This is a genomic window from Blautia obeum ATCC 29174, from assembly GCF_025147765.1.
GTDB classification, from domain to species: Bacteria; Bacillota; Clostridia; order Lachnospirales; family Lachnospiraceae; genus Blautia_A; species Blautia_A obeum.
Genome location: NZ_CP102265.1, coordinates 1,567,193 through 1,591,452, shown reverse-complemented (window position 1 = coordinate 1,591,452; position 24,260 = coordinate 1,567,193). Strand labels below are relative to the sequence as shown.

Genomic DNA, 24,260 nt, shown 5'->3' with positions numbered 1-24,260 from the left:
ATCATTCATCCACAATAATCAAATGCATTTTTGATCCATTGAATCTGTTCACCGTCAATCGCAACTACATCAAACCGACACGGCGGTTCTCCATAGCCATATCGCAGCAAAAAGAACTGTGCAGCCTGGCTGATACGCTTCTGTTTGCGATAATCTACTGCTGCAGATGCATATCCGCTTTCTTTATTGCTTCGATACTTCACTTCTACAAATACCAGATATTTTCCATCTCGAACGATCAGGTCAATTTCTCCGCTTTTGCAGCGAAAATTCTTTGTTACAATAAAAAGGCCCTGTTTTTTCAGAAAGGCAGCCGCCTCTTCTTCATGGCAGCTGCCTATTTTACGTCTATTAATGCTCAGATTTGTTCTCTCATTTCTTATTTATGTGTAGGTATCTTATGTAATTTATACGAAATGTGTAATAAAACTTGCCCTGTGGATCGGTGTTGGTCCATATTTCTGAAGAGCCGCAATATGTTCTGCAGAGCCATACCCTTTATTAGATGCAAAACCATATTCCGGCATAGTCTTGTCATATTCCACCATCAGACGGTCTCTCGTAACTTTTGCTACAATACTTGCAGCCGCAATAGATGCGCTCTTGGCATCTCCCTTAATGATCGGCACCTGCGGAATTTCAATTCCCGGAATCGTAACCGCATCATTCAGAAGAAGCTGCGGCATAACCGCAAGTTTACTTACCGCCTGTCGCATTGCCTCATAGGTTGCCTGCAGAATGTTGATTTCATCAATTCTTGCCGGACTTGCCATTCCCAGTCCTACTGCAACTGCTTCTCGCATGATCACATCATACAGTTCCTCTCTTTTATGTGCAGTCAGTTTCTTGGAATCATTCAGATACAGAATAGGGTGATCTTTCGGAAGAATCACAGCGCAGGCTACTACCGGCCCTGCAAGCGGTCCTCTTCCCACTTCATCAATTCCACAGAGATATCCAAGATGCTCATATTTATGTTCAAACTGCATCATCTGTTCCATACGAAGCTTTTCTTTTTCCAGCGCATCCAGTTTTTTTCGATATTGCTGTACCAGTTTCTGCACGCCGCTCCGAAGATCTGTTTCATACATCTGACAGATAGCATTCCAGTCCGCTTCCCGTGCTACTGAAAACTCTTCTTTTATCTCACCGATCGTTTTCATTCACTTTTCTCCTGCTCTGCCCATTCCAGAGTCACACGTCCAATCTTACCACCACGGAAATCATCAAAGAGAAGTCCTGAAGCCTTTACATAATCCAGTTCTTCTCCCTTTTTGAGGCATCCACGTGCTCTGGCAATTTTCCCAAGGATTTCAACAGCCGTTCCTTCCTCCGAAATCCCATAACGTTTCTCAAGAAGCCCACTGTAATTTGTTCTCAGATGTTCAATCAGCCAAAGTGCAAGTTCTTCCATATTCAGGATATCATCTTTGATCGAACCGACACAGGCCAGCCGGATTCCCACCTGCTGATCCTCAAATTTCGGCCAGAGAATTCCAGGTGTGTCCAGAAGCTCTACATTTTTGTTCAGGCGGATCCATTGTTTTCCCTTGGTCACACCAGGTCTGTTTCCGGTCTTTGCACATGCTTTTCCCGCAAATGTATTAATAAACGTAGATTTTCCAACATTCGGGATTCCAGCCACCATTGCACGGATTGGACGGTTTTTAATTCCACGGCGGCGGTCACGTTCAATTTTTTCCTTACAGGCCTCCTGTATAACATTCTGAATGGTCTTCATTCCAGATCCATTTCTGGAATCCACTTTTACAACATGAAAACCTCTCTTCTGAAAATATTCTTTCCATGCTTCATTTTGTCTTTCATCCGCCAGATCTGCTTTGTTCAGAAGAATCAGTCTTGATTTATTCTGTCCAAGCTGGTCAATATCCGGATTTCTACTGGAAAGAGGCACTCTGGCATCTACCAGTTCTATAATCAGATCGATCAGTTTCAGATCTTCCTGCATTTGTCTTTTTGCCTTGGTCATATGACCAGGATACCACTGTACGTTCATATATTACCTACCCTTTCGTAAATCCCAGTTTTTCAAACGGAGAACATGTGAACCAGATCTTACCTACAATATATCTCTTGCGGACCATACCGATATCTGCATACCGACTGTCCTCACTGTTGTTTCTGTTATCTCCGAGGACAAAGTATTCTCCAGATTCAAGCGTAACCGCAGTTGCAGCAAGGCCTGGATTGGTTATCATTGGAAAATCTTTGCCTTCATTATATACCTCTCCATTGATCAGGATTCTTCCTCCTGTTATCTGTACTGTTTCTCCCGGCAGCCCTATCACACGTCGGATATGAAGAGCCGCATCATCACTTGCACTTGTACGGAATACGATCATATCTCCCCTCTGCGGAGAAGAAAATTTATATACTGCTCTATTTATAAAAAAACGGTCTCCGACAGAAATCGTCGGTTCCATGGAGCTTTCCTGCATCGTAACTGTCTGAAACATCATGATCGCAACAACAGCTGCAAACACCAGTGTTACCATGATTTGAAATACCCAGCGCATGGAACTGCGGACTTTTTCATTTTCAAATTTTTCTTTTACTTCCTGTACTTTGGGATATTCTTTCCAGTTTTTTATTTCCATAATTATTCTCCCATAATGGAAAAAGAGGGACAATAGCTGTCGTTATTGTCCCTTCTTTTGAAACCTTTGAAATTTTCTTATCTAACGCGTTCTTTAACTTTAGCAGCTTTACCAACGCGGTCTCTCAGGTAGTTCAGCTTAGCACGGCGAACTTTACCCTGACGGATAACTTCTACTTTAACAACGTGTGGGGAGTGAATCGGCCATGTCTTCTCGACGCCAACACCATTGGAGCTCTTTCTTACTGTGAAAGTTTCTCTGGTGCTTCCACCCTGTCTTTTAAGAACTGTTCCCTCGAAGATCTGAATTCTTTCGCGGTTTCCTTCTTTGATCAGTGCGTGTACTCTTACTGTGTCACCTACACGGAATTCCGGTACTTCTGCTTTTAACTGAGCAGACTCGATGTTTTTAATGATGTCGTTCATTTTATTTTCTCCTATTCTTATCTGGATGTTCTTAATACATTGAACTGTAACAGAGGACCATCTTTTTTTACAACGGTATTGATTATACTATACATTCTGGTCCATTGCAAGCAGTTTTTTAGTTGTTTTCCGTGTTTTCTGCAGTCGTTGTATCCGTAGATGCACTGTTATCCACAGTAGTATCATCATTACTGCTAAGAAGCTGATTCAGTTCATCGATCATTTCTTCATCTTTCAGCCGGAATTTAACCTCCACTCGTCTGGAAGCATCCTTATCTACATTTCCGTTTGCATCAAGAACCGGATTTGCCATGGAATGCCCATTGACTGTGAGATATTTTTCCAGATTCTGTGACTGCGTGGTATCCAGAAAGTTTCCCTGAATGTCAAGAAGGTACTGAGCCACTGCCAGTGATCTCTGCTGGGAAAGCTGCAGGTTATAGCTGTAGTCACCATCTGTATCTGTATATCCATCAATGATGATCTCTGCAAGATATTTCATATAATCATCCTGAAGAAGTACCTTACAGTAAATCGGAAGGATCTGCTCCAGAGCCTGTTTACCGGCATCTGTCAGTTCTGCCTGATCATAGTCAAACATAACACTTGCTTCCAGTGTCAGCGCGCCAGTCTGTGCATCAATATCTACATTAATATTATTTTTGGAAAATTCATTTTTCAGTGCCTCAATTACGTCTGCCTTCACACCGATGATCTGGTCGATCTGCGCCTGCTGATCTTTTAACTGCGCGGTCTTTTCGTCCAATGCCGACTGCTGTGCATTCAGTGTAGATTCCTGCTCTTTCAGTTTGGCAGCGAGTGCTGCAAGCTGTTGTTCCTGCTCTGCAAGTTTTTCATCCTGGGTTTTTAACTGAGCATCCTGATTCTGCAGTGTCTCATCTTTTTTGTCCAGCGCATTCTGTTTATCCAGCAGTTCCTGTGTGTATTCTTCCTGAAGAGCGATTTTTTCATCTCTTTCCTGAAGACTTTCATTATAGCTTTTCTGCGCCTGAAAAAGAGTCACACACATGATCAGCACAAAAAGCAGAAGCACACCTGCCATCATATCGGAATAAGAACGCCAGACATTAAATCCATTGTTCTCTGATTTTTTCTTTCTGCGCATCTGTTTCTCCTCTTACCTAAACAAACCGAATTTGCCTTTCTGAACTCCTTTGGAAAGTTCTCTGATGTTTTTGGAGATTTCTTCCAGAAGTTCCTGCTGCATCTCGCTCTGTGTCTGCATGGTTTCCTGAAGCTTCTCAAGTGATTCTTTCTGTAAATTGCGTCCTGCTGTCAGCTGAACCCGGTCACTGCTTCCCGCTGCTGAAATGTCCGTCAGAAGACGACGAACCTGTTCCATTGTCTTACAGGATAACTTCTGATACTGAGCAAACTCCTGAAGTTTCTGATCAAATTCTTCTACTACCTGACGGTTTGCAGCCGCAACATCTGCATTGCTCTTTCCGGCCGCAGAAATACGTTCCATTCCCTGTGCCGCAGCTTCAACATATTTCTGCATAGTCTGGTTACATGCAACCCAGAACTTGGCAGATGACATCTCTGCTTCTTTGAGATAATCTGCAAGATGCTGATAATCTGCCTGCTGCTGTTTCTGAATCGTCTGGTTGTCCAGCAGGATACGGTTCGCAGCCGTAATGTATTCTTTCTGAAGACCAGTGGATTCTTCGATCATTTTTTTCATTGTCTGCTCATGCTCCACATATGCGTCACTGAGCTGTTTACTCATCGCCTGATACAGATTTGTCGTATAATTGGTATTATCTGTCTGTGCATCTTTCAGCTGTGTAAGTGCCTTTCCAAAATCTGCGAACTGTATTTCAAAAGATGTGTTCATCTCTTTCAGAAAAGCATCCAGAATTTCTTTAACTGCATCTTCCTGACATTTCGTCACAGAAGAGACCAGTGTATCCAAAGAGTCATTCATCTTCTTGAACGTCGGAGTAATGACTTTTTCAAAACTGTCTGCCATTTTTACAGAAAACTGTTCTGCCATCTGGTTCATGGCAGCAGTCTGATTCTTCTGACTTGCAACCAGAAGATTCATGGATTCTGTCTCTGCACTTGGCATCACATATGTATGGAATTTATCCAGAAACAGTTGAAGATTCTCCGTAAGAGCGGAATATTCGCTCTTCATTCCCGAAGTATAAACAATAGAAAATGCAATACCATAGATTGAAGTAAGAAACGCAACCTTAATACCATCTACCAGCGAAGAAACTGAACTGGTCATTGCTTCGTAGTTCGCCGGCTGAAAATCTTTGAGTCCCCATACCAGACCCACGAATGTGCCAAGAATACCGATACTGGTAAAAAGGTCCGGTGCCATTTCCAGAAGTTTCTTGTGGATATGAAGATCCAGGTCTTCTTCATTGATATATTCCTCGATGTCCACAATTCCTTCCTGGCTCTTCGCAATCCCATCTGTAAATGCCTTCATTTTTGCATCCAGATAGTGGTTATGGAAAATCCCGTTCATGGATTCAATCTTGTCCGGAGCAACTCTTCCCGGCATCTTGAACATATCTTCCAGTTCCTGTGCCGCATCTCCAAGCGACTGTGCAAGTCTGTTCATCCGGAACATTCCTCCGAACAGTCCGACGACATAAACCACTGCTATAATACCAAGAAAAACAAAGTTATAGAGCAATACGCTCATCGCATTGTTTCCTACATAAAAAGTCATTCCAAGTGCTGCCGCAAGCACAGCCAGAAACAATACAACATTCACGATTTTTTTCTTCATAGCCGACCTCCTTAGAGTATTTTTGCCTGTTTTTATGATATCATATCATATTTTTGCGAACAAGCTGTTTTCTCCACTTTACCCGCCCTTCACAAAGAATTCATAAACACAAAAACAGACAGCTCCTGTAAAGGAACTGCCTGTCATCTGTTTCTTATGCATATACTTTATCATCTTCCAGAAGAACGGCCTGTCCGTCTGTCACCTCAACCACATTCACACTGCAGTTCGGGGGTACAAAACCATGCCAGAAATCCTCATGGTCTTTGTACACATTATGAAGGAGTGCCCTTACTGCACATCCATGAGATGCGATCAGGATCGTCTTGTCCTGAAGTTTTGGGTTATGGATGAGCTCCTCCCAGAACTCTTTTGTCCGTGCAAGAACATCCCTAATACTTTCACCATCCTTTGGGCGGTCAAAATTCCATGGATCTGTAAAAAACTTCTTCATCTGCGGATCCAGATATTCGCGTGCATCGTTCATGCACACAACGCCTTCCAACACACCGAAATTAATTTCCCGGATCCTTATATCCTCTTTTACAGGTACTTTATGCGCCTGTTTTGCAAGGATTAATTCTGCAGTCTTTCTGGCTCTCACCAGCGGACTGGTAATGCAGAGATCAAAGGAAACATTTTTTAATGCTTCCCCTGTCTTCTCTGCAAGAAGGATTCCATTTTCAGCAAGCGGGATATCCGCCACGCCCTGTACCTTATGATGCCTGTTCCACACGGTCTCGCCGTGTCTCACAATATATAATTTCATCAGCTTCTCAGCTCGATTCCCAGTGCTGTTAGACCATTCAGGATTTTCTTCATGGTCGCTGTGATTTCAGCCTCTTCCAGAGTTTTTTCATGATCACGGAATACAACAGAATAAGCCATGGATTTGTATCCTGGTTTGATCTGAGCACCCTCATAGATATCAAAGAGCTGATAAGACTCCAGGATCCTGCCGCCTCTCTGCTCCAGAACATCTTCAATCTGTCCTGCAAGAATATGTTTCGGAACAACCATACTTAAGTCACGGGTAACTGCCGGATATTTTGCAATTCCTGTAAATTTATGGTTGAATCCGCAGAATTCAAGGATATCCTGAATATCAATCACTGCAACATAAGTTCTCTCTCCGATTCCATAATTACCCGCAACAAGTGGATGCACTTCCCCGAGATATCCGACTACTTTGCCTTCATAGCTGATATTCGCCTGTCTGCCCGGGTGCAGATAAGTTTTGTTGCTGTCTGGTGTATAGTGAACTTTTTTCTTCATTCCGGATTTTTCGAAAAATTCTTCGATCACACCCTTCATATCAAAGAAATCGCCTGCTCCGTACATACCAAGTGTAAAGTGTGTTCTCTCATCTGGAAGCTCTGTCAGCGGAAGTGCCTTTGGCAGATATACTTTACCGATTTCATACAGACGGACTGCTTTATTTCTTCTGTTATAGTTTGTTGCCAGAGAAGAAAGCATACCGTTCAGAGTCGTTGTACGCATGATGCTGTAATCCTCGCCAAGCGGGTTACTGATCGTGATCACTTTACGGAGATCACTGTTCTCTGGAATGCGAAGTTTATCAAACACCTTCGGGCTTTCGAAAGAATATGTCATTCCTTCTGAGAATCCACAGTATTCAGCAATATCTCTTGCCACGTTCTCAATACGAAGTTTGAATGGAAGTTTACCTGTCGTAGCTTCTCCATTCGGAAGTGTGGTAGGAATCTTATCATATCCAAAGAATCTTGCAACTTCCTCTGCAACATCTGCCATGCAATGGATATCCTGGCGGAAAGTAGGAGCTACGATCTCATTTGTTTCCGGATCAAGAGTAAGCTCTACTTTTGCAAGGTATGCAAGCATTTCTTCTTTTGTAAGATCTGTTCCCAGAAGTGCATTGATGCGTTCCGGCTCAAATGGTACTCTGGAAGGTTCTCTTACTTCATTGCAGATATCTACACATCCTCCTACAACTTCACCTGCTCCCAGTTCTTCCATCAGCTGGCATGCACGGTCAATTGCTGCTTTTGCATTATTCGGATCAAGCCCTTTTTCAAATTTACCGGATGCATCTGTACGAAGTCCGATTCTCTTGGAAGAAAGACGAATGTTCGTTCCGTTGAAGCATGCTGCTTCAAAAAGTACTGTGTGTACATTATCAGTGATCATGGAGTTTTCTCCACCCATGATCCCGGCGATGCCGACTGCTTTCTTTCCGTCACAGATCATCAGAACCTGATCATCCATTTCACGTTCCTGGTCATCCAGTGTTACAAATTTTTCTCCGGCTTTTGCACGACGTACAACAATTTCTCTTCCTTCGATAGTATCCAGATCATATGCGTGCATTGGCTGACCGTATTCTTCCATAACATAGTTTGTGATATCAACAAGGTTGTTGATCGGGCGGATTCCGTTGGAAGCCAGACATCTCTGCATCCATTTCGGGGATGGTCCGATCTTGACGTTTTTGACAACTCTTGCTGTGTATCTCGGACAAAGTTCCGGATCTTCTACGGTTACTTTGACATAATCGGATGCTTTTTCATCATTTCCTGTCTCTTTGATTACAGGAGGAACGAATTTCTTGTCAAAAGTAGCTGCTGCTTCTCTCGCGATTCCCAGCACACCATAGCAGTCTACACGGTTGGATGTGATCTCATATTCAATCACAACATCATCAAGACCGAGTGCTTTGATCGCACTCTCTCCTACAACCGCATCTTCCGGGAAAATATAGATACCGTATTCTGGTGCTTCCGGGTACATTTCTCTTGTGCTTCCAAGTTCTTCGATGGAGCACATCATACCGAAGGATTCTACACCTCTGAGTTTTCCTTTTTTGATTTTGATCCCACCAGGAGTCTTCTGTCCGTCATGTCCTCCGGCAACACGTCCGCCGTCCAGAACGACCGGTACTTTATCTCCTTCTTTGACATTCGGCGCACCTGTGACGATCTGTACAGTTTCTGTTCCGATGTTTACCTGGCAAATGATAAGTTTATCTGCATCAGGATGTTTTTCTATTTTTTCAATCTGTCCAATTACGATCTTGTCGAGATCTGCGTCCAGTTTTTCGAAGCCTTCCACTTTTGTTCCTGACAGTGTCATGGCATCTGTGTATTCCTGGGCTGTTACATCCAGATCCGGCACATACATTTTAATCCAGGACATTGATGTATTCATGTTTTATATCCACCTTTCGAATAAAGTTCATTTAAATTAATCAACCTGCACAGAAAGTAAATGCTCACTTCGTTCGCGCATCCTTTCTGCTGTGCAGAAATTTCGGAAATTCCCCGATATTCTATCAGGGAAGCTGTTCAATTCTGTTGAATTGAACTAGAATTGTTTCAAAAATCTGACGTCGTTCTCATAAAGAAGTCTCATATCATCGATCTCATATTTGAGAAGTGCAATACGCTCAAGGCCAACACCAAATGCGAATCCTGTGTATTCATCCGGATCGATACCGCACATTCTCAGTACGTTTGGATGCACCGTACCACATCCGAGGATTTCTATCCAACCAGAACCTTTACAGAAACGACATCCTTTACCACCACATTTGAAGCAGGAAACATCTACCTCTGCACTTGGTTCTGTAAACGGGAAGTGATGCGGTCTGAATTTTGTCTTTGTCTCAGGACCGAACAGTTCCTGTGCAAACTCCTGAAGAGTTCCTTTAAGATCTGCGAAAGTAATATTTTTATCGATGACCAGACCTTCGATCTGATGGAAGGACGGAGAATGTGTCGCATCTACTTCGTCTGAACGGAATACACGTCCCGGTGCGATCATACGGATCGGCAGATTGCCTTTTTCCATGGTACGTGCCTGTACCGGAGAAGTCTGAGAACGAAGAAGGATAGAATCATTGATAAAGAAAGTATCCTGTTCATCTCTTGCTGGATGATCTTCCGGAATATTCAGTTTTGTAAAGTTATAATCTGCATATTCTACTTCCGGACCTTCTACTACTTCATAGCCCATTCCGATAAAGATACGCTCTACTTCTTCCAGTGCAATGCTGTTCGGATGACGATGTCCGATCTTTGCTTTCTTTGCCGGAAGTGTAACATCGATCACTTCTGATTTCATTTTTTCTTCACGAAGAGCTTCTTCCAGTTTCTTTCTGGTCGCTTCCAGATGTTCTTCGATCTTTGCTCTTGTCTCATTTACCATCTGACCGACTTTTGGACGGTCTTCCGGAGCAACATCTTTCATACTTTTTAAGATTGCCGTCAATTCACCTTTTTTTCCAAGGTACGCAACTTTTACTTCGTTCAGTTTATCCGGACCATCTGATTCCTCGATCCGTTTTCTGGCTGCTTCTGCCAGTTCCTGAAGTCTTTCCTTCATATCCATGGTTTTACTCTCCTTTTTTTAACATAAAAAATCCGCCCCTGAAAAGGGACGGAATAATAACCGCGGTACCACCCTGTTTCCCGTGAACACTGATTCACAGGCACTTGAGTCATGCTTAACGCGCATCAACGTCACTTCCTACTGTATACTTTCAGAAATGAAGCTCTGGCGGGAAATTAAGATAATGTCTGAACTTAAGGGGGCTTACAGCCGATGACTCCCTCTCTCTGTAAGAAAACATTCTCCTGAAACGCCTTCACAGCTTATACCTTATAGCATCTACTCATTCTGCTGAGCAGTCACTTTCTTCTATCTACTATGCCACAGTGCAAAAAAACTGTCAAGAAGTTTTTTTATCCCCTGCCACAAAGACATCTGCGCCTGACGAAATTCTTTCTCGAAATATGCATTGATCTCAGCACCATACAGAAGCAAATTCATACACACATACAGCCACAGCATAACCATGATCAATGCAGACAGACTGCCATACATATTGCTGAAATTCGGAAAGAATGTAAAATACAATGAAAAGAAATAGGAAAACAATGACCATGCAACTGCGATAATAAATGCCCCCGGTACCTGACTTTTCAGTGATGCCTTTCTGTTTGGAAGATATCTGTACAAAACGAGAAATACCAGAAACAACACAACAAACACCAGAAAGGTCTTTGCACTCAGCAGTCGTCCAAGCATTCTTCCAAGAAGAGGCGCATGAATGACGAGTGCCGCATGGATACGGTTACCCATAACCAGAAGAAGAAGGCTTATGATGATTGCGAGCACAAACAGAAACATATACAGCATAGAATACAATCTGTTTGTCAGCCAGTTTCGGGTTTCTTTTACATGATAGATCACATTGAGCCCCGCGATCAGTGACTGCATGCCTTTTCCCGATGACCACAATGCAAACAATCCGGAAATCGGTACAACTGCAGCGCTTTTGGTAAATACTTCTGCAATGATCTTAAGAACAAAATCCTGTAAATTCAATGGAACAAATCCCAGGATTGCCTGTCTGAGCATACGATATGTCAATGGTGTATACTGAACCAGTGCCGTAAGCACCAGCACAAAAGGAATAAACGACATGATCAAAAAATATGCCGCCTGTGCAGCGTAAGCACCAATATGGTCTTCCTGCATTCGTTTTACAAATCCCAGGATCAGGCCAACCGTACTTTTATCTGTTTTTTTTCCCATATTTTTTCTCCCGATAGTTACTACATTTCTGTCTATTTTACCATGAAATGTGTTCTGTGTCATCCCAGATTTTCTACCGTAATATTTCTGAAAAAATAGTCCAGTATTTCTCTGTAATCATACCCCTGCTCTGCCATCTTATCTGCTCCGGTCTGACTCATTCCGACACCATGTCCATATCCTTTTCCTCTGACCTGGAGATTTCCATTCTGCGTTCTCTCCAGTTCAAAATAAGCACTTGGAAGAAGACTTCCTCCTGCTGTTTCTGTTCCATCTTTTTCCGTGATCATACAATTTACAGGTGCCAGAAATTTACGAATCTCATATTCATTTTCTATTATGCAGGAATCTTTGTCTGACACAGCCTCGAGTGCTGTAGCTGCCCCGCTCTCACTGCGTCTGGTTACAGTAACCGATCTGAGTACTGTACCTTCCCCTTTCTCACGTATCCTGTCCTCCAGCATCTTCCACGGAAGTTCTACTATCCAGCTGCTCCATGGTTCTTCTTCATCAAATTTACACGGAACGCTCCTGAGATAAGGAGCTGCTTCATCGCTTCCCCATATCTCGTCTGTACTGGTCACACCTGCCGATGTGGAAAAATAATATGCCTCCACAGCTTCTCCATTCTGACACAGAATCTGTCCTTCCGTTTCTCTCACCGCTTCTGTCGCAGCTTTCTGTGGCTCCATATTCCCATATACCTGGAAGTTCACAGTATCATCTACGTCTGCTTCCAGTTCATGAAGACGTTGTTCCTGAATCTGTTTCCAGGCATATGTTCTTGCACACACAGCCTGTGCTTTCAGTGCCTCTTTTTCATAAGTTGCCGGCATCTCACTCGGGACTACTCTGGTCAGATATTTTTCAAGAAAAAGTTCATTTACTATTATCAGCCCTTCTTCTTTCGGAATAATTTCAATACTTCCGTCGTAGACCGGAGTTCCGGACTGCCTTTGTATGGACAGAATCCTGATTCCATCTTTTTGTGCAGGAATGCGGACCTTATCCCCCTGTTTTTTCACTTCTTCCGCCGTATATGTAATCTCTTTTCCATCATAAGATACTGTGATCTCCTGATGATATCTGGAGTTGAAATCCGTTGTTGTCAAAATGACACGTATCACCGGGTCTGCTGCTGATGCTTTCTCAGGCTGCATGCACCACATACCTGCCATCATTATGACGATCAGCACTTTCATCATCCGTTGCCTGCGACAATCATTATTCTTTTCTTCAAAACAAAAAAATCCGACTCTCTTCATACTGCATTATATGAAAAGAATCGGATTCATAACCACATTATTTATTTCTTCACAGAGAAACGATAGATTGTTTCGGAGTAATAACGCTCGCCCGCCTCCAGAATAGGAGAATGGAAATTTTCAACATTCACTGCATTCGGCTCAACCTGCGTCTCCAGACAGAATGCCTCACGTTTATTATAAACATGACCGTTTTTGCCATGTTCCTGATCAACAAAATTAGCAGCATAAAACTGTACACAAGGACAGTCGGTAAGTACATTCATCTGGATTCCAGTCTTCTCAGACCATGCCTCTGCGATTTCACGGATACTTGCTTTATTGTATCCATCCGTCACATAGTTATGGTCATATCCACCTGTGATCCTGAGCTGTTCAAAATCAGCCTCAATCTCATCCCCGATCTTGTGGGCCTTACGGAAATCCATCGGAGTTCCCTCTACCGCTGCATTCTCTCCCAGAGGAATAGATCCTTCACCAACCGGTGTATACTGTTCTGCATGAATCGTTAAATACTGATCCATCGCACTGCCGCTTCCTTCTCCTGCAAGGTTGAAATATGAATGATTTGTCATATTTGCTATTGTTGTCTGATCACAGACACCACCATAGACAATACGCAATTCGTTTTCTTCCGTCATTTCATATGTAACAGAAACATTAAATTCTCCCGGAAAACCATTCTCTCCATCCGGGCTGATCCTTGAAAAAGTAACTGCATTCTTGTCTTCGGAAATCTCTGAAGCTGTCCACATTTTTTTCTCAAATCCATCCGGACCGCTGTGAAGATTGTTCGCCCCCTCATTCGGTGTCAAGACTATTTCCTTACCGTCAAGTGTAAATCTGGACTGTGCAATGCGGTTTCCGCTTCTTCCGATCGTTGCCCCGAAAAAGCATCCATTGACCTCATATCCAGCCAGATCATCATATCCCAAAACAACGTCTGTAAGTCTGCCGTCTCTGTCCGGCACGCAAAGCTTTACAAGAATTGCACCAAACTGCAGAACCTCTGCGAACGCCCCTGATTTGTTTTCCAGATGATAGATCTGAACTTCTTCCCCCGATGGCAATGTACCAAATGTTCTCTGTGTTACCATGTTTCTTCCTCCAATACCTGAACTCTTATATTCCTTCAAAAAAAGAGCCATATCTCTATGACTCATTTCTTTTTTTACAGGTCCCGGGATGCCGTTCCCTTCCATTTGACGCCTAGCCGCAGCCAGGTTGGGTATCCGCAACTACAGATCTGCCTACCACAACGAGAGGTCTGACATCACTGCAGCGATGATAGGATTCCCTATTTGTCAATGTAGGTTCAAATTATGAAGGGGCCTCGCACATTCCAGGAGTTATCCCGTACGTTTTTTCTATCTTTATTTTACTCTATTGTATGTGATTTTTCAATACATAATACTGGAAAAAATATCAAGTTACTGTTCACTTCGTTCACAGCAACTTGGTCAAAATCCATTCCAATTACTGTTTATAAATCATTTGATTCCGAGGATTTTCTTTACAGTGTCCGGCATATCCGGGGCATCAACAACCGTATCATGCAGTACCGGTGCTGTACGGATTTCTTCTACTGCCTTCGGCACTTTAACACCGGAAATTTCTGAAAGTCTGTCTGCCAGTGCAAAATCATCCATATCTTCTGTATTTTCTGCAACTGCATCCATGACACTTCTCGTAAATTTGTACGGACTTGCTGTAGATGCAATTACGGTTGGCGTATGGTCATCCGTATCTGCAAGATATTTCTTATAAACACCTGCCGCAACCGCCGTATGAGGATCGATCACATAATCACTGCTCTTGTATGTTGCATGAATAGCTTCATTTGTTTCCTCTTCACTGCAGTAATTACCATAGAAATCAGCAAGACCTTTTTTCATATCCTCTGTGATCGTATATTCTCCGCCATCACTTAAAGCCTGCATCAGTTCTGCACATTTCTGTGCATCTTCGCCAGTAAGACGATAGATCAGACGTTCCAGATTGCTGGAAATCAGAATATCCATGGATGGAGAAGTTGTCAGAATAAAATCTCTCTTTCTGTCGTAGGTTCCTGTACGGAAGAAGTCAAACAGAACTTTATTCTCATTGGACGCACAGATCAGTTTATTGATTGGAAGTCCCATCTGTTTTGCATAATATGCTGCAAGAATATTACCAAAGTTTCCTGTCGGTACAACTACATTGATCTTTTCACCGGCTTTAACTGTTCCATTTCCAACAAGTCTTGAATATGCGTATACGTAATATACGATCTGTGGCACCAGTCTTCCGATATTGATAGAGTTTGCAGATGAAAACTGGAAGCCCGCCGCATTAAGTTCTGCAGACAGTTCACGATCATTGAACATTTTCTTAACTGCTGTCTGGGCATCATCGAAGTTTCCTGTGATTCCTACTACATAAGTATTATCACCTTTCTGTGTAACCATCTGTTTTTCCTGAATCGGACTTACTCCGTGTTTCGGATAGAATACGATGATCTTTGTACCCGGTACATCTGCAAAACCTGCCAGAGCAGCTTTACCTGTATCTCCGGATGTAGCAGTAAGAATCACAATGTCATTGCTGACCTGATTCTTTCTGGCTGCTGTCGTCATCAGATGTGGGAGGATAGAAAGTGCCATATCCTTGAATGCAATCGTTGCGCCGTGGAAAAGTTCCAGGAAATATTCACCATCTGCCTCATGAAGCGGTGCAATCTCTTTTGTGTCAAATTTTTCATCATATGCATTCGCAATACAGTTTTTCAGTTCATCTTCTGTAAAATCTGTAAGGAAACGACTCATAACTTCATATGCAGTCTCCTGATATGTCATCTGTGCAAGCTTCTCTACCGGCACATCCAGCTTCGGAATCTCAGTCGGGACAAACAGTCCTCCATCTTCAGAAAGTCCTTTTAAAATTGCCATGGAAGCAGTTACTGTCTCACCTTTTCCTCTTGTGCTTTTATATAATACCTGCATGTATCCTTCCTGCCTTTCTTGGGGTTTTCTTAGGTTTTACTCACATTTTGCCTGCAGTCACCATTTTGCGTCATAGTATACCACGTTACCGTGTAAAATTCCATACCCAATTATACAAAAATCCCGAAGGAACTTTCTGATCCTTCGGGCTCTTTATAAATATCTAAACAATAACATAATTTTGAAGTTGCTTACATCTGCTACTGTTGTGCAGCCTCCGGATAAGTGTAAAATTCATGTACACCGTGCTTGAATAATTTTTTAAGATTTTTGTCAAACCACTGAATATTATTCTTCGCTGCCGCAGATCTCTGGATAAAGAACAGTGCTCCATCTGAATAATCCACGCCTTCCAGTGCCTGTTTCACTGCTTCTTTCGTCTCATCCGACGGAACTACTTCCGAAATCCTTCCATCCGCGATTGGAGAAAACTGTGCCACACCATCTATGTACTGCCAGATAACATCTGTTGCATTGTCCGGAAATTCCGGATATTTCACACGATTCATGATAACATTTGCAACCAGGATCCTTCCCTTCAGATCTTCTGTGCCCGCTTCTGCCTCTACAATCTGAAGTAGATTCTCATAATCCTCATCCGACATCAGTTTTGCGGAAGACGATGCAGAAACAACTTTTGCATCAAATGTATCCACAGTCGTCGCCATAGATTCACTGACATTCATTTCTACGGCACTGCTTGTAACTTTTCGCACACGCTGACCAACAATTACGTCATCGCAGGAAATTCCGATACGGTTTACGGTCGAACCTGCTGCCGGCGTTGCATTGACTCCGGAAACCACACCCGCAATCCCTGACGGAAGGTCATAATCCGCATCTTCACTGTACAGGCTGCTGCTTTCGTTCTCTGAAGCGGCATATACTTTATGTTTCTCAGTTCCTGCCAGCTTGCATCCACCTGTTACGGCGATCACTGTCAGGGCACAGACACTCAGAGAAACAAAGCTATGAAAAGACGAATTGTGTTCTCTGCCGCTTTTATCCTTATCGTTATGGGTTCCTGTCAATCTTGTTTTTCTCATACTTAAACATTCCTTGCATTTTCATTATGTCTTTTTTTCATAATTTATTTTTTTGTAACATTTCTGTAATGCATAAGCAAATTATATTTAATATGCGTAGATATGTCAAGTAATTTTTTCCAGTACTGTTTTTACTGACAGGAATATTATAGCTTTTTGCCATCTTTTCAGTCAAGAAAATTCGTTCGACCGTTTTCCACTGTAAATGTTCTTTCTCGACAGAAACTATATTTTATCCTGTATAACGAAGTGCCTCGATTGATATGTTAATATTATATATATTATTTTTATTTTATTTAATATTTTTATTGAAATTATCCAAAAATTGTACTATGATAGAGACAAATAAAAAATGTATATTTCGAGAGGAGGAACCTGTATGAATAAACGTATTATCACAATCAATCGTATGTATGGAAGCAATGGACGAATCATCGGAAAAGCCCTTGCTAATGAAATGGGAATTGGTTTTTATGACAGGGAACTGATCGAAATGGCCAGCAATAAGAAAAATGTTCCTCTCGATCAGTTTGCAGAAGTTGATGAAAAGCGTCCGAGCCCGTGGGGATTTCCAATTGACAACGAACTTCAGATTGGGGTCGATCGCTACCCTATTCCGATGAATGACGTTCTTTTTGGTATTCAAAGAGAGATCATTCTTTCGCTGAGTGACAGAGAAGATTGTGTCATTGTCGGCCGGTGTGCAAATCACATTCTGACAGGCGATGATACACTCCATATTTTTATCTATGCGCCATTTGAAACGCGTGTAAAAACCATCATGGAACGTCTTGACCGTGAAGAAAAGAGTGCACGGAAACTGGTAAAAAGGATGGATAAAGAACGTCGTGCTTATTATGAATTCTTTACCGATCAGAAATGGATGGACATGGGACAGTACGATCTGTGTATCGACAGCAGTAAATTCAGCCAGGATGCAATTATACAGATTATCAAGGAGGCCGCTGCGAAGAAATAGCAAAGTGGGGGAACGCACATTCCCCCACTTGTTTTATTTAGAGATATATTCTTTCAGGAATTCGTAGATTTGGTTTTCGGTTGGTGGACAGCCTTCTGCGTGGTGTTTGAAGTTTCTGGTGCAGTTGCCGACGCCGAGTTCGCCTGCCTTTCCTCTATATCCCTGGCCGATACAGATTTTTTCGTGAAGTTTTTCGAGGAGTCCCTCCTGTTTCAGCATATCGAGTGCCGGAATGAGATAGCCATAACATGCGCTGCAGGAATCAACTTCTTCTACCGCATCTGCCACTTCTACCACTTTTCGTCTCTCTGGAATGTTCTGCTGAATGTCTTCTCCCAGTACACGAATATCTGCTTTAGTAATATCAGAGCAACCAACGCCAAGCTCACCGGCAAGTTTTACATATGGAACATCAGATACTTTGTAATGGAGTTGCTGACAGACATACGCATCTACCAGCACCGGGTCCATGGCAGTCCAGATACGGTTCATCACCACCGGATTTCCACCATCCTCAAAATCCAGGTCACCACAAATATTGTCAACTACAATAAAATCCTGATGGATACCAACATTTAAGTGCGCGATCGGTTTGTGTAGTCCCATAGAGTGAAAATGGCGTTTTTCTGTGTTCGGAATCAATCCCTTCATATTCTTAAGGGCACAGGTAATCTTTGTCTGACAATGTCCTTTCATGACTGGCACATTGATCAGGAAATCTACTTTTTTCACGCTCTCACAGATTTTCAGTTCCAGACCGCAGCAGTCTTTTGTATAGCTTTTGTCTTTCTGCGTATCATAAAACTCCACATCATAGTCCTCACAAAGCTGCCGGTAACCGCACACTTCGAATGCATCTGCAGTACGGTCGCCTACCCAGGAACCCTCGAGGATCATACTGTTTTTGAAACCGTTTTCTTTCAGATATTCCAGGATTCCCGCCACGATTTCCGGATGTGTTGTTCCTCCATTTGCCGGATCTGATGGGGATACCAGATTAGGTTTGATACCTACCATTTTATTCTTATCACCAATCAGTTCTGCGAGATTGCTCTCTTCCAGAAGTTCCCTGGTCATTTTTTTGTATTTTGTACCAGTTTTTATAAAAATCTGATTTTTTTCCATAAGCGATCCTCCTGTTTCTTATATATCACAGATATAAATTCTCTTTTTACAGGATAACGCATTTAAACGAAATGTTCCAGTTAATTATTTTAAGAGCGGAATTAGTTTTTCTTCTAAAGTATCCAAAAATCAATGTTTATAGTGTCTCAAAACTCCTTCTTCTCCATAATCCTCTCGCTGGCCTTCACGGACACGGCCAGACAAATCATCATAACTACAATCAGTCCAACCGCTATCTGCCATCCGGAAAGGGTATTCAGAAACCGCAAGCCTTTCCCAAAGCTCTTCTGATACACATCATATAGTTCCTTACATGCAGCAGCCACCAGAAAGATTACTACTACCACCGCCACCATAACAATCCTGCTTTTCTCGGCTTCGTATTTCAAGCGAAGCGGAATCATTCCGCAAAGTATTATACAGGAAATAACGAGTGCAGTGCCTGCGCTTATCAAAAGGTCCTCTGCTTCCTGTTTTCCGGAAATCTGTATTCTTATCATCCCCAAAAGCAGGCTGATAACACTGACCAGTACTGCAAAACCAAAGCTGAGCAGATACTTTGACTGTACATATTGCTTTTTTGTGACCGGCAATGTCATTAGAAATTTCATTCCATGATGGTAACCATCATAGGAAATTGTTCCGACAGAGACACTAATACTCACAAAGATCGCATAAGCTACAAAAAATGTACTTCCGTTCTCCTGTGCAACCAGATAAATAATGCCTATCAGAAAAACTGCCAGATACATTTTCATATTTATTTTAATCAATTCCAGATCCTTCATCAATAATCCCCTCATAACAGTTCTCCCTTCACCAGCATGGAAATGACTTCATCTACACTTCCTTTTTCGACTATGATCCCCGGATAATTTTCCAGATAATAATTCTTCTGGTTTGTCAGACAGCTATAGCCGAAGGACTCTTTTCTCACACGCAGAAGATATTCTTTGTCAAGGGCTTCGTATTCCTGCTCTGATACCTTGAGGAATCCATATTCCTCAAGAATACGGTCCGTTTCTTCGTGAAGGACGATTTTGCCTTCATGGATCATATACAGGTCATCACAGAAATGTTCCAGATCACCGGAAATATGAGAGCTAATCACAATAGATCGTCCCGGGATCTCCATATATTCCCGCAGCAGATCAAGGATTTCTTCTCTTGCAACCACATCCAGCCCCGCCGTTGGCTCGTCAAGAATCAGTAATCTGCTGTCGTGGCTGAGTGCAAGAAGTACATTCAGCTTTGCTTTCATTCCGGTAGAAAACTCCTTGATCTGTTTATTCAGCGGAATCTTAAATCTCTCACATCTTCCACGAAACTCTTCTTCCTGAAAATCCGGATAAAAACGGCTCATGATTGGAATAAGCTGCTGTACTTTCAAATATTCGGAAAATCCGCTGTCGGAGAATGCGGCTCCAATCTTCTGTTTATCCTCTGCACCCATTTCCGCAGCATTTCTTCCAAATATCTCCACATTTCCTTCATCCGGACGGATAAGTCCAAGCATCAGTTTAAATGTCGTACTCTTTCCCGCTCCATTCGCCCCGATCAATCCGGTCACCTGATTCTCTGGAATCTCCATATTCAGTTCCAGTGCAAAACTGCCATATTTCTTCATTACACGATCCAGTTGTACTAACATACCTCATCCTCCATTATGATCTCAAATGACTCCCGGATTTCTTTCGCCGTCAATCCCCCGGTACGGGCTTTCTGTACAGCAGCTTCCAGTTCTTTCTCCAATTCCTTGCGCCGCTCTTCCATCAGAAGCTCCTGATTTGCTGCCGCAATAAAGCTTCCCTTTCCATGGACAGTCACAATCAATCCTTCTTCTTCCAAATTGTCATAGGCTTTTTTTACTGTCAGCGCACTGATCTTCAGCTCTCTTGAAAGTGCCCTCACCGATGGAAGCGCATCTCCGGCCGTCATTCTTCCTTCAATCACTTCTGCCTTGATCTGTGCTACAATCTGCTCATAGATTGGTTCCATGGAAGTATGATTTATAATAAGGTTCAACTTCATCCCTCCTTCTGCAAACAGTATATAACAGTGTATCACTGTTGTCAACTGTTATATACTGTTTATCTGCATTGTTTATTCATATCATTTCTTTATTTCACATTTCACTCTCAAAATTATAAAAAGCCGTTATCCTGTCAGAATATCTCTAACACAAGATAACGGCTTTTGCTCATTTCTCTTATTTCAATAACGAATCTTTCTGGTCTCACCCTTCAGGTATCTATATTTAATATAATGAAGCAGCTTTTCTTCACCATGATCATTCAAAATCCTGAGAAGTGCTTCCAGTTCTTTATTGGTCTGAGGATGAATAAACCAAAGTTTTTCCTTACTCTTCAGAAAATACTCCAATGGCTGGCTGTCATTGTACGCATCCCCAAGATAGTTCCTGGATGCACTGATCCGGTCCATGACCATTTCTGCCACATATTTGCGCGGCATCTGCGCTCCCATGATCACATGCTCGCCATCATTTACAGAATAATCTACCCAATGCTCAAAATGATGTTTATTTCTCCCTTTGTGATGGAGCCATGAAGTTGATACTCCAATGTCTTCTCTCTCTGCATTATTCGGGCTTCTCGTCCCCTGATAGTATTTACAGCCAACCAGAAATTCTGTCGGTGAATATTTTGACAGGTCATGAAGCAGGCCCTGTTTGTAAAGTCCTATGCGAAAACAATATTTCATTACCAGCAGTTTATGCCTCGTTATTGTCTTGAAGTGCAGCCATGGATGCATGCCCTGATTCCTCCCGCTTTGCGATCAGTACCACGATCGTACGTGGATTGATCTTAATTGATTTTTTATATGTTTCTTCATATTCTCCAAACCACTGCTCTGGTGTCTGCCCGGAAGTATCCGCAACCTTTTTCCAGCCCAGTCCGTCAGGAAGGTTCGGAAGTGCAATATTTCGTTTTTCCCAGTGAAAATTCATTCCTATATAAATAAAATCATCTGCATTTCCATTTTCATTCTCTGCATAAGAGCCGCAGTACATCACGCCCAGAAGGCGGCTGGTATTATCACGGTTAAGAAACCATGCACGTTCCCCATGTACAGAAATATCCGGAAATCCCTTCGCCATGTAATCCACTCCACGCATTTCCTGTGGCATATGAAGGATTGGATGTTTTTTTCGGAAAGCAATTGCTTCCTTTACAAAAGAGGAAAGATTCTCCTGCTTCTTCGCATTTTTCCAGTCCGTCCATCCTACTGCATTATCCTGACACCATGCATTGTTGTTTCCCGCCTGTGAATTGGCAAATTCATCACCACCATAGATCATTGGCGTCCCCTGACTCAAAAGCAGCATCAGAAACGCATTCCTCATCTGCTGCTCACGCATTTTGCGAATTACCTGTTTGCGTGTTGCTCCCTCAATGCCACAGTTCCAGGAATAATTAAATTCACTGCCATCACGATTGTCCTCGCCATTCGCTTCGTTATGGCGATAATTATATGCCACTGTATCATACAGCGTAAACCCATCCTGATTTGCCATATAATTGATAGTTCCAAAAGAGCCCGTATTCCTTCGCACATGAAATTCTGCCCCTGAGATCATGCCTTCATCACTCTTAAGAAATCTTCTCATATCCTGCTTAAATCCTGCATTATATTCTGCAAGCATATTTTCCGTATCTGCATTGCCCGCGATCTCAGAAAACATTTTCTTTGTCCCATAAAGAATCGGATCCTGTTCAAGGACTTTCTGATGAACGCCATCTCCCATAAGATGAAATCCATCCACATGATAAAACAGTTTCCACATCCAGAGGGAACGCACTACCTGCAATGACGGCGTATTCTCCGGGAAATACATCTCCATGATACACTCGATTCCTGCCTGATGCAGTGCATGGACCATATCACGAAACTCCCGATCCGGTTCCCTGGTCGCACAGTAAGATGCTTTCGGCGCAAAATAAAATCCCTGTGCATATCCCCAGTAATTTATCCTGTCATCTTTTTTTGAACGGACTGCCATAATGCCCACCGTCTCTTTGCGTGTACATTCCTGAAACTCATATGCCGGCATCAGTTCGATTGCATTGATTCCCATCTCTTTCCAATAAGGAATCATCTCCACAAGTCCTGCAAAAGTACCTTTTTTTCTAGGCGAAAGTTTCGCCTGCTTTGTGTACCCACGTACATGAACTTTGTATAAGATCATTTCATTATATGGGATTTGCGGTGCAGTATCTTCCTTCCAGTCATACTCTTTTTCCGAAAGGAACCCACAGCGTACAGCATGTTCATCCTCTGATACCGGTGCTCCAAATTTCTCACGTCCGCGTATTACCCTGGCAAAAGGGTCCTGCATGATTTTTCCGGCCGCCCGGAAATTATATTCATATTTATCTGGTTTTAATCCAGATATCAGTATTGCGCACATTCTGCCTGTCCGGTGTTCTTCTGTAAAAGGAATTTCCACCTCCGGCAGCGCAGCACCCTTGCGATATAACACCAGTGACGCGGATATGCCACAGGGGATCTCCACTGCAAAATTTATTCCTGCGGTTTTCCTACTGACACCAGGATTTACAGGATCTCCCTTGTATGCACGTATTCTGTTCTGTTTTTCCATTTCCGATTCTCCTTGTAACTTTTGTATTTACTTCAAATCAATATCCAATTCGATCGGACAATGGTCTGATCCCATGATTTCCGTGTGAATTGCTGCTCCCTGCAGCTTTTCTTTCAAAGATGGAGAAGTTATAAAATAATCAATCCTCCATCCGGCATTCTTTTCACGTGCTTTAAACCGATAGGACCACCAGGAATAAATTCCCTCTTTATCCGGATAAAAGTAGCGGAATGTATCTATAAATCCACTCTCAAGCACTTTTGTAAAACATGCACGTTCCTCGTCTGTAAATCCGGCATTCTTTCGGTTTGTTTTTGGATTTTTTAAATCAATCTCCTCATGTGCCACATTCAGATCACCACAACAGATCACCGGCTTGCTCTCCTGTAATTTCAGAAGATATGCAAGAAAATCCCTTTCCCATTCCATACGGTACTCCAGACGTCTTAATTCACTCTGAGAATTTGGAGTATACACAGTTACAAAATAAAACTCCTTAAATTCCAGTGTGATCACACGTCCTTCCTTATCATGTTCTTCAATTCCGATACCATTTTTCACAGAGATCGGCTCTTTCTTTGTAAATACCGCAGTTCCTGAATAGCCACGTCTGTTTGCATAATTCCAGTACTGATGATAGCCCGGAAGTTCCAGTTCCACCTGACCCTGCTGGCATTTCGTCTCCTGAAGGCAGAAAATGTCCGCATCCAGTTCTCTAAATCTATCTTCAAATCCTTTTGTGATACAGGCTCTGATTCCATTTACATTCCATGAAATACATTTCATTGTCTCATTTACTCCTTCAAATCGATCAAATGTCTGATATTTCTATTATACATGATTCATGAATCAG

General features: G+C 42.5%; 23 protein-coding genes and 1 other annotated feature. Of the genes, 1 reads left to right on the top strand and 22 read right to left on the bottom strand.

The genetic code is table 11. The features are described from left to right. Window positions 1–5: 5 nt before the first annotated feature. The 15 genes from NQ503_RS07525 to NQ503_RS07455 all read right to left on the bottom strand — a co-directional run bounded on the left by NQ503_RS07525 (window position 6) and on the right by NQ503_RS07455 (window position 16,682). A complete protein-coding gene (locus NQ503_RS07525) occupies window positions 6–356 on the bottom strand; it encodes a YraN family protein (RefSeq protein WP_082246504.1) in 351 nt (116 codons plus the stop codon). A gap of 51 nt (window positions 357–407) precedes the next feature. Continuing rightward, entirely contained in the window at window positions 408–1,163 is a 756-nt protein-coding gene (locus tag NQ503_RS07520) for a ribonuclease HII (protein WP_005425014.1), read from the bottom strand. Then, complete coding sequence (ylqF, locus tag NQ503_RS07515) at window positions 1,160–2,017, bottom strand: ribosome biogenesis GTPase YlqF (RefSeq protein WP_005425017.1); 858 nt, start codon at window positions 2,015–2,017, stop codon at window positions 1,160–1,162. Before ylqF ends, NQ503_RS07520 begins: the two co-directional genes overlap by 4 nt. 7 nt (window positions 2,018–2,024) lie before the next feature. After that, on the bottom strand, window positions 2,025–2,618 hold the full coding sequence (gene lepB, locus NQ503_RS07510; protein ID WP_005425018.1) for a signal peptidase I: 594 nt from the start codon (window positions 2,616–2,618) through the stop codon (window positions 2,025–2,027). A 77-nt stretch (window positions 2,619–2,695) separates the two neighbouring features. Continuing rightward, window positions 2,696–3,043, bottom strand: coding sequence for a 50S ribosomal protein L19 (gene rplS / locus NQ503_RS07505; protein ID WP_005425019.1), 348 nt, complete (start codon window positions 3,041–3,043; stop codon window positions 2,696–2,698). A 118-nt stretch (window positions 3,044–3,161) separates the two neighbouring features. Further along, window positions 3,162–4,169, bottom strand: coding sequence for an OmpA family protein (locus NQ503_RS07500; protein ID WP_005425020.1), 1,008 nt, complete (start codon window positions 4,167–4,169; stop codon window positions 3,162–3,164). Between the two features lie 12 nt (window positions 4,170–4,181). Next, window positions 4,182–5,813 (bottom strand): MotA/TolQ/ExbB proton channel family protein, encoded by a 1,632-nt coding sequence (locus tag NQ503_RS07495; protein WP_005425021.1) that lies wholly within the window; start codon window positions 5,811–5,813, stop codon window positions 4,182–4,184. Between the two features lie 154 nt (window positions 5,814–5,967). After that, window positions 5,968–6,582: a histidine phosphatase family protein gene (locus NQ503_RS07490; protein ID WP_005425023.1), complete on the bottom strand. Its 615-nt coding sequence runs from the start codon at window positions 6,580–6,582 to the stop codon at window positions 5,968–5,970. Beyond that, window positions 6,582–8,999: a phenylalanine--tRNA ligase subunit beta gene (gene pheT, locus NQ503_RS07485; protein ID WP_044925702.1), complete on the bottom strand. Its 2,418-nt coding sequence runs from the start codon at window positions 8,997–8,999 to the stop codon at window positions 6,582–6,584. The genes NQ503_RS07490 and pheT overlap by 1 nt, the downstream gene beginning before the upstream one ends. Window positions 9,000–9,155: 156 nt before the next feature. Continuing rightward, entirely contained in the window at window positions 9,156–10,175 is a 1,020-nt protein-coding gene (gene pheS / locus NQ503_RS07480; RefSeq protein ID WP_044925703.1) for a phenylalanine--tRNA ligase subunit alpha, read from the bottom strand. 47 nt (window positions 10,176–10,222) lie between these two features. After that, window positions 10,223–10,450: a binding site (T-box leader), on the bottom strand. A 40-nt stretch (window positions 10,451–10,490) separates the two neighbouring features. Further along, window positions 10,491–11,390, bottom strand: a complete 900-nt coding sequence (locus NQ503_RS07475; RefSeq protein ID WP_044925704.1) for a YihY/virulence factor BrkB family protein — start codon at window positions 11,388–11,390, stop codon at window positions 10,491–10,493. A 59-nt stretch (window positions 11,391–11,449) separates the two neighbouring features. Next, on the bottom strand, window positions 11,450–12,595 hold the full coding sequence (locus NQ503_RS07470) for a SpoIID/LytB domain-containing protein (protein ID WP_242650154.1): 1,146 nt from the start codon (window positions 12,593–12,595) through the stop codon (window positions 11,450–11,452). A gap of 101 nt (window positions 12,596–12,696) precedes the next feature. Next, window positions 12,697–13,752: an aldose epimerase family protein gene (locus NQ503_RS07465; RefSeq protein ID WP_044925707.1), complete on the bottom strand. Its 1,056-nt coding sequence runs from the start codon at window positions 13,750–13,752 to the stop codon at window positions 12,697–12,699. Window positions 13,753–14,145: 393 nt separating this feature from the next. Beyond that, a complete protein-coding gene (gene thrC / locus NQ503_RS07460; protein ID WP_005425049.1) occupies window positions 14,146–15,636 on the bottom strand; it encodes a threonine synthase in 1,491 nt (496 codons plus the stop codon). A 200-nt stretch (window positions 15,637–15,836) separates the two neighbouring features. Then, the gene (locus NQ503_RS07455; RefSeq protein ID WP_005425050.1) at window positions 15,837–16,682 is read right to left on the bottom strand and encodes a cell wall hydrolase; all 846 of its coding nucleotides are present in this window, start codon (window positions 16,680–16,682) and stop codon (window positions 15,837–15,839) included. 379 nt (window positions 16,683–17,061) lie between these two features. On the opposite strand from NQ503_RS07455, the gene NQ503_RS07450 reads away from it, so the two are divergent. Then, entirely contained in the window at window positions 17,062–17,661 is a 600-nt protein-coding gene (locus NQ503_RS07450; RefSeq protein ID WP_022388073.1) for a cytidylate kinase-like family protein, read from the top strand. Between the two features lie 33 nt (window positions 17,662–17,694). Here NQ503_RS07450 and NQ503_RS07445 read toward each other — a convergent pair whose 3' ends face one another. From NQ503_RS07445 to NQ503_RS07415, 7 genes are all read right to left on the bottom strand, one after another. After that, on the bottom strand, window positions 17,695–18,786 hold the full coding sequence (locus NQ503_RS07445) for a DUF362 domain-containing protein (RefSeq protein ID WP_005425059.1): 1,092 nt from the start codon (window positions 18,784–18,786) through the stop codon (window positions 17,695–17,697). Between the two features lie 146 nt (window positions 18,787–18,932). Beyond that, window positions 18,933–19,589: an ABC-2 transporter permease gene (locus NQ503_RS07440; protein WP_005425061.1), complete on the bottom strand. Its 657-nt coding sequence runs from the start codon at window positions 19,587–19,589 to the stop codon at window positions 18,933–18,935. Further along, entirely contained in the window at window positions 19,586–20,437 is an 852-nt protein-coding gene (locus NQ503_RS07435) for an ABC transporter ATP-binding protein (RefSeq protein ID WP_005425063.1), read from the bottom strand. The genes NQ503_RS07440 and NQ503_RS07435 overlap by 4 nt, the downstream gene beginning before the upstream one ends. Beyond that, window positions 20,431–20,811 carry a GntR family transcriptional regulator gene (locus NQ503_RS07430; protein ID WP_022388076.1) on the bottom strand — a complete coding sequence of 127 codons (381 nt, stop codon included), beginning with the start codon at window positions 20,809–20,811 and terminating at the stop codon, window positions 20,431–20,433. Before NQ503_RS07430 ends, NQ503_RS07435 begins: the two co-directional genes overlap by 7 nt. Window positions 20,812–21,000: 189 nt before the next feature. Next, window positions 21,001–21,558, bottom strand: coding sequence for a DUF5662 family protein (locus NQ503_RS07425; RefSeq protein WP_022388077.1), 558 nt, complete (start codon window positions 21,556–21,558; stop codon window positions 21,001–21,003). Further along, the gene (locus NQ503_RS07420; protein WP_005425067.1) at window positions 21,518–23,407 is read right to left on the bottom strand and encodes a hypothetical protein; all 1,890 of its coding nucleotides are present in this window, start codon (window positions 23,405–23,407) and stop codon (window positions 21,518–21,520) included. The genes NQ503_RS07425 and NQ503_RS07420 overlap by 41 nt, the downstream gene beginning before the upstream one ends. Before the next feature lie 27 nt (window positions 23,408–23,434). After that, window positions 23,435–24,193, bottom strand: a complete 759-nt coding sequence (locus tag NQ503_RS07415; protein ID WP_005425068.1) for an exodeoxyribonuclease III — start codon at window positions 24,191–24,193, stop codon at window positions 23,435–23,437. Between the last annotated feature and the right edge of the window lie 67 nt (window positions 24,194–24,260).

What these genes read in the sequence shown, in the direction of transcription:
- NQ503_RS07465 (WP_044925707.1), bottom strand. Translation starts at nt 13,752, where the DNA reads ATGGTAACACAGAGAACATTTGGTACATTGCCATCGGGGGAAGAAGTT.
- NQ503_RS07450 (WP_022388073.1), top strand. Translation starts at nt 17,062, where the DNA reads ATGAATAAACGTATTATCACAATCAATCGTATGTATGGAAGCAATGGA.
- NQ503_RS07475 (WP_044925704.1), bottom strand. Translation starts at nt 11,390, where the DNA reads ATGGGAAAAAAAACAGATAAAAGTACGGTTGGCCTGATCCTGGGATTT.
- NQ503_RS07495 (WP_005425021.1), bottom strand. Translation starts at nt 5,813, where the DNA reads ATGAAGAAAAAAATCGTGAATGTTGTATTGTTTCTGGCTGTGCTTGCG.
- NQ503_RS07445 (WP_005425059.1), bottom strand. Translation starts at nt 18,786, where the DNA reads ATGGAAAAAAATCAGATTTTTATAAAAACTGGTACAAAATACAAAAAA.
- NQ503_RS07420 (WP_005425067.1), bottom strand. Translation starts at nt 23,407, where the DNA reads ATGGAAAAACAGAACAGAATACGTGCATACAAGGGAGATCCTGTAAAT.
- rplS (WP_005425019.1), bottom strand. Translation starts at nt 3,043, where the DNA reads ATGAACGACATCATTAAAAACATCGAGTCTGCTCAGTTAAAAGCAGAA.
- NQ503_RS07500 (WP_005425020.1), bottom strand. Translation starts at nt 4,169, where the DNA reads ATGCGCAGAAAGAAAAAATCAGAGAACAATGGATTTAATGTCTGGCGT.
- NQ503_RS07415 (WP_005425068.1), bottom strand. Translation starts at nt 24,193, where the DNA reads ATGAAATGTATTTCATGGAATGTAAATGGAATCAGAGCCTGTATCACA.
- NQ503_RS07455 (WP_005425050.1), bottom strand. Translation starts at nt 16,682, where the DNA reads ATGAGAAAAACAAGATTGACAGGAACCCATAACGATAAGGATAAAAGC.
- NQ503_RS07470 (WP_242650154.1), bottom strand. Translation starts at nt 12,595, where the DNA reads ATGATGAAAGTGCTGATCGTCATAATGATGGCAGGTATGTGGTGCATG.
- ylqF (WP_005425017.1), bottom strand. Translation starts at nt 2,017, where the DNA reads ATGAACGTACAGTGGTATCCTGGTCATATGACCAAGGCAAAAAGACAA.
- thrC (WP_005425049.1), bottom strand. Translation starts at nt 15,636, where the DNA reads ATGCAGGTATTATATAAAAGCACAAGAGGAAAAGGTGAGACAGTAACT.
- NQ503_RS07435 (WP_005425063.1), bottom strand. Translation starts at nt 20,437, where the DNA reads ATGTTAGTACAACTGGATCGTGTAATGAAGAAATATGGCAGTTTTGCA.
- pheT (WP_044925702.1), bottom strand. Translation starts at nt 8,999, where the DNA reads ATGAATACATCAATGTCCTGGATTAAAATGTATGTGCCGGATCTGGAT.
- NQ503_RS07425 (WP_022388077.1), bottom strand. Translation starts at nt 21,558, where the DNA reads ATGCATCCATGGCTGCACTTCAAGACAATAACGAGGCATAAACTGCTG.
- NQ503_RS07490 (WP_005425023.1), bottom strand. Translation starts at nt 6,582, where the DNA reads ATGAAATTATATATTGTGAGACACGGCGAGACCGTGTGGAACAGGCAT.
- NQ503_RS07520 (WP_005425014.1), bottom strand. Translation starts at nt 1,163, where the DNA reads ATGAAAACGATCGGTGAGATAAAAGAAGAGTTTTCAGTAGCACGGGAA.
- pheS (WP_044925703.1), bottom strand. Translation starts at nt 10,175, where the DNA reads ATGAAGGAAAGACTTCAGGAACTGGCAGAAGCAGCCAGAAAACGGATC.
- NQ503_RS07440 (WP_005425061.1), bottom strand. Translation starts at nt 19,589, where the DNA reads ATGAGGGGATTATTGATGAAGGATCTGGAATTGATTAAAATAAATATG.
- lepB (WP_005425018.1), bottom strand. Translation starts at nt 2,618, where the DNA reads ATGGAAATAAAAAACTGGAAAGAATATCCCAAAGTACAGGAAGTAAAA.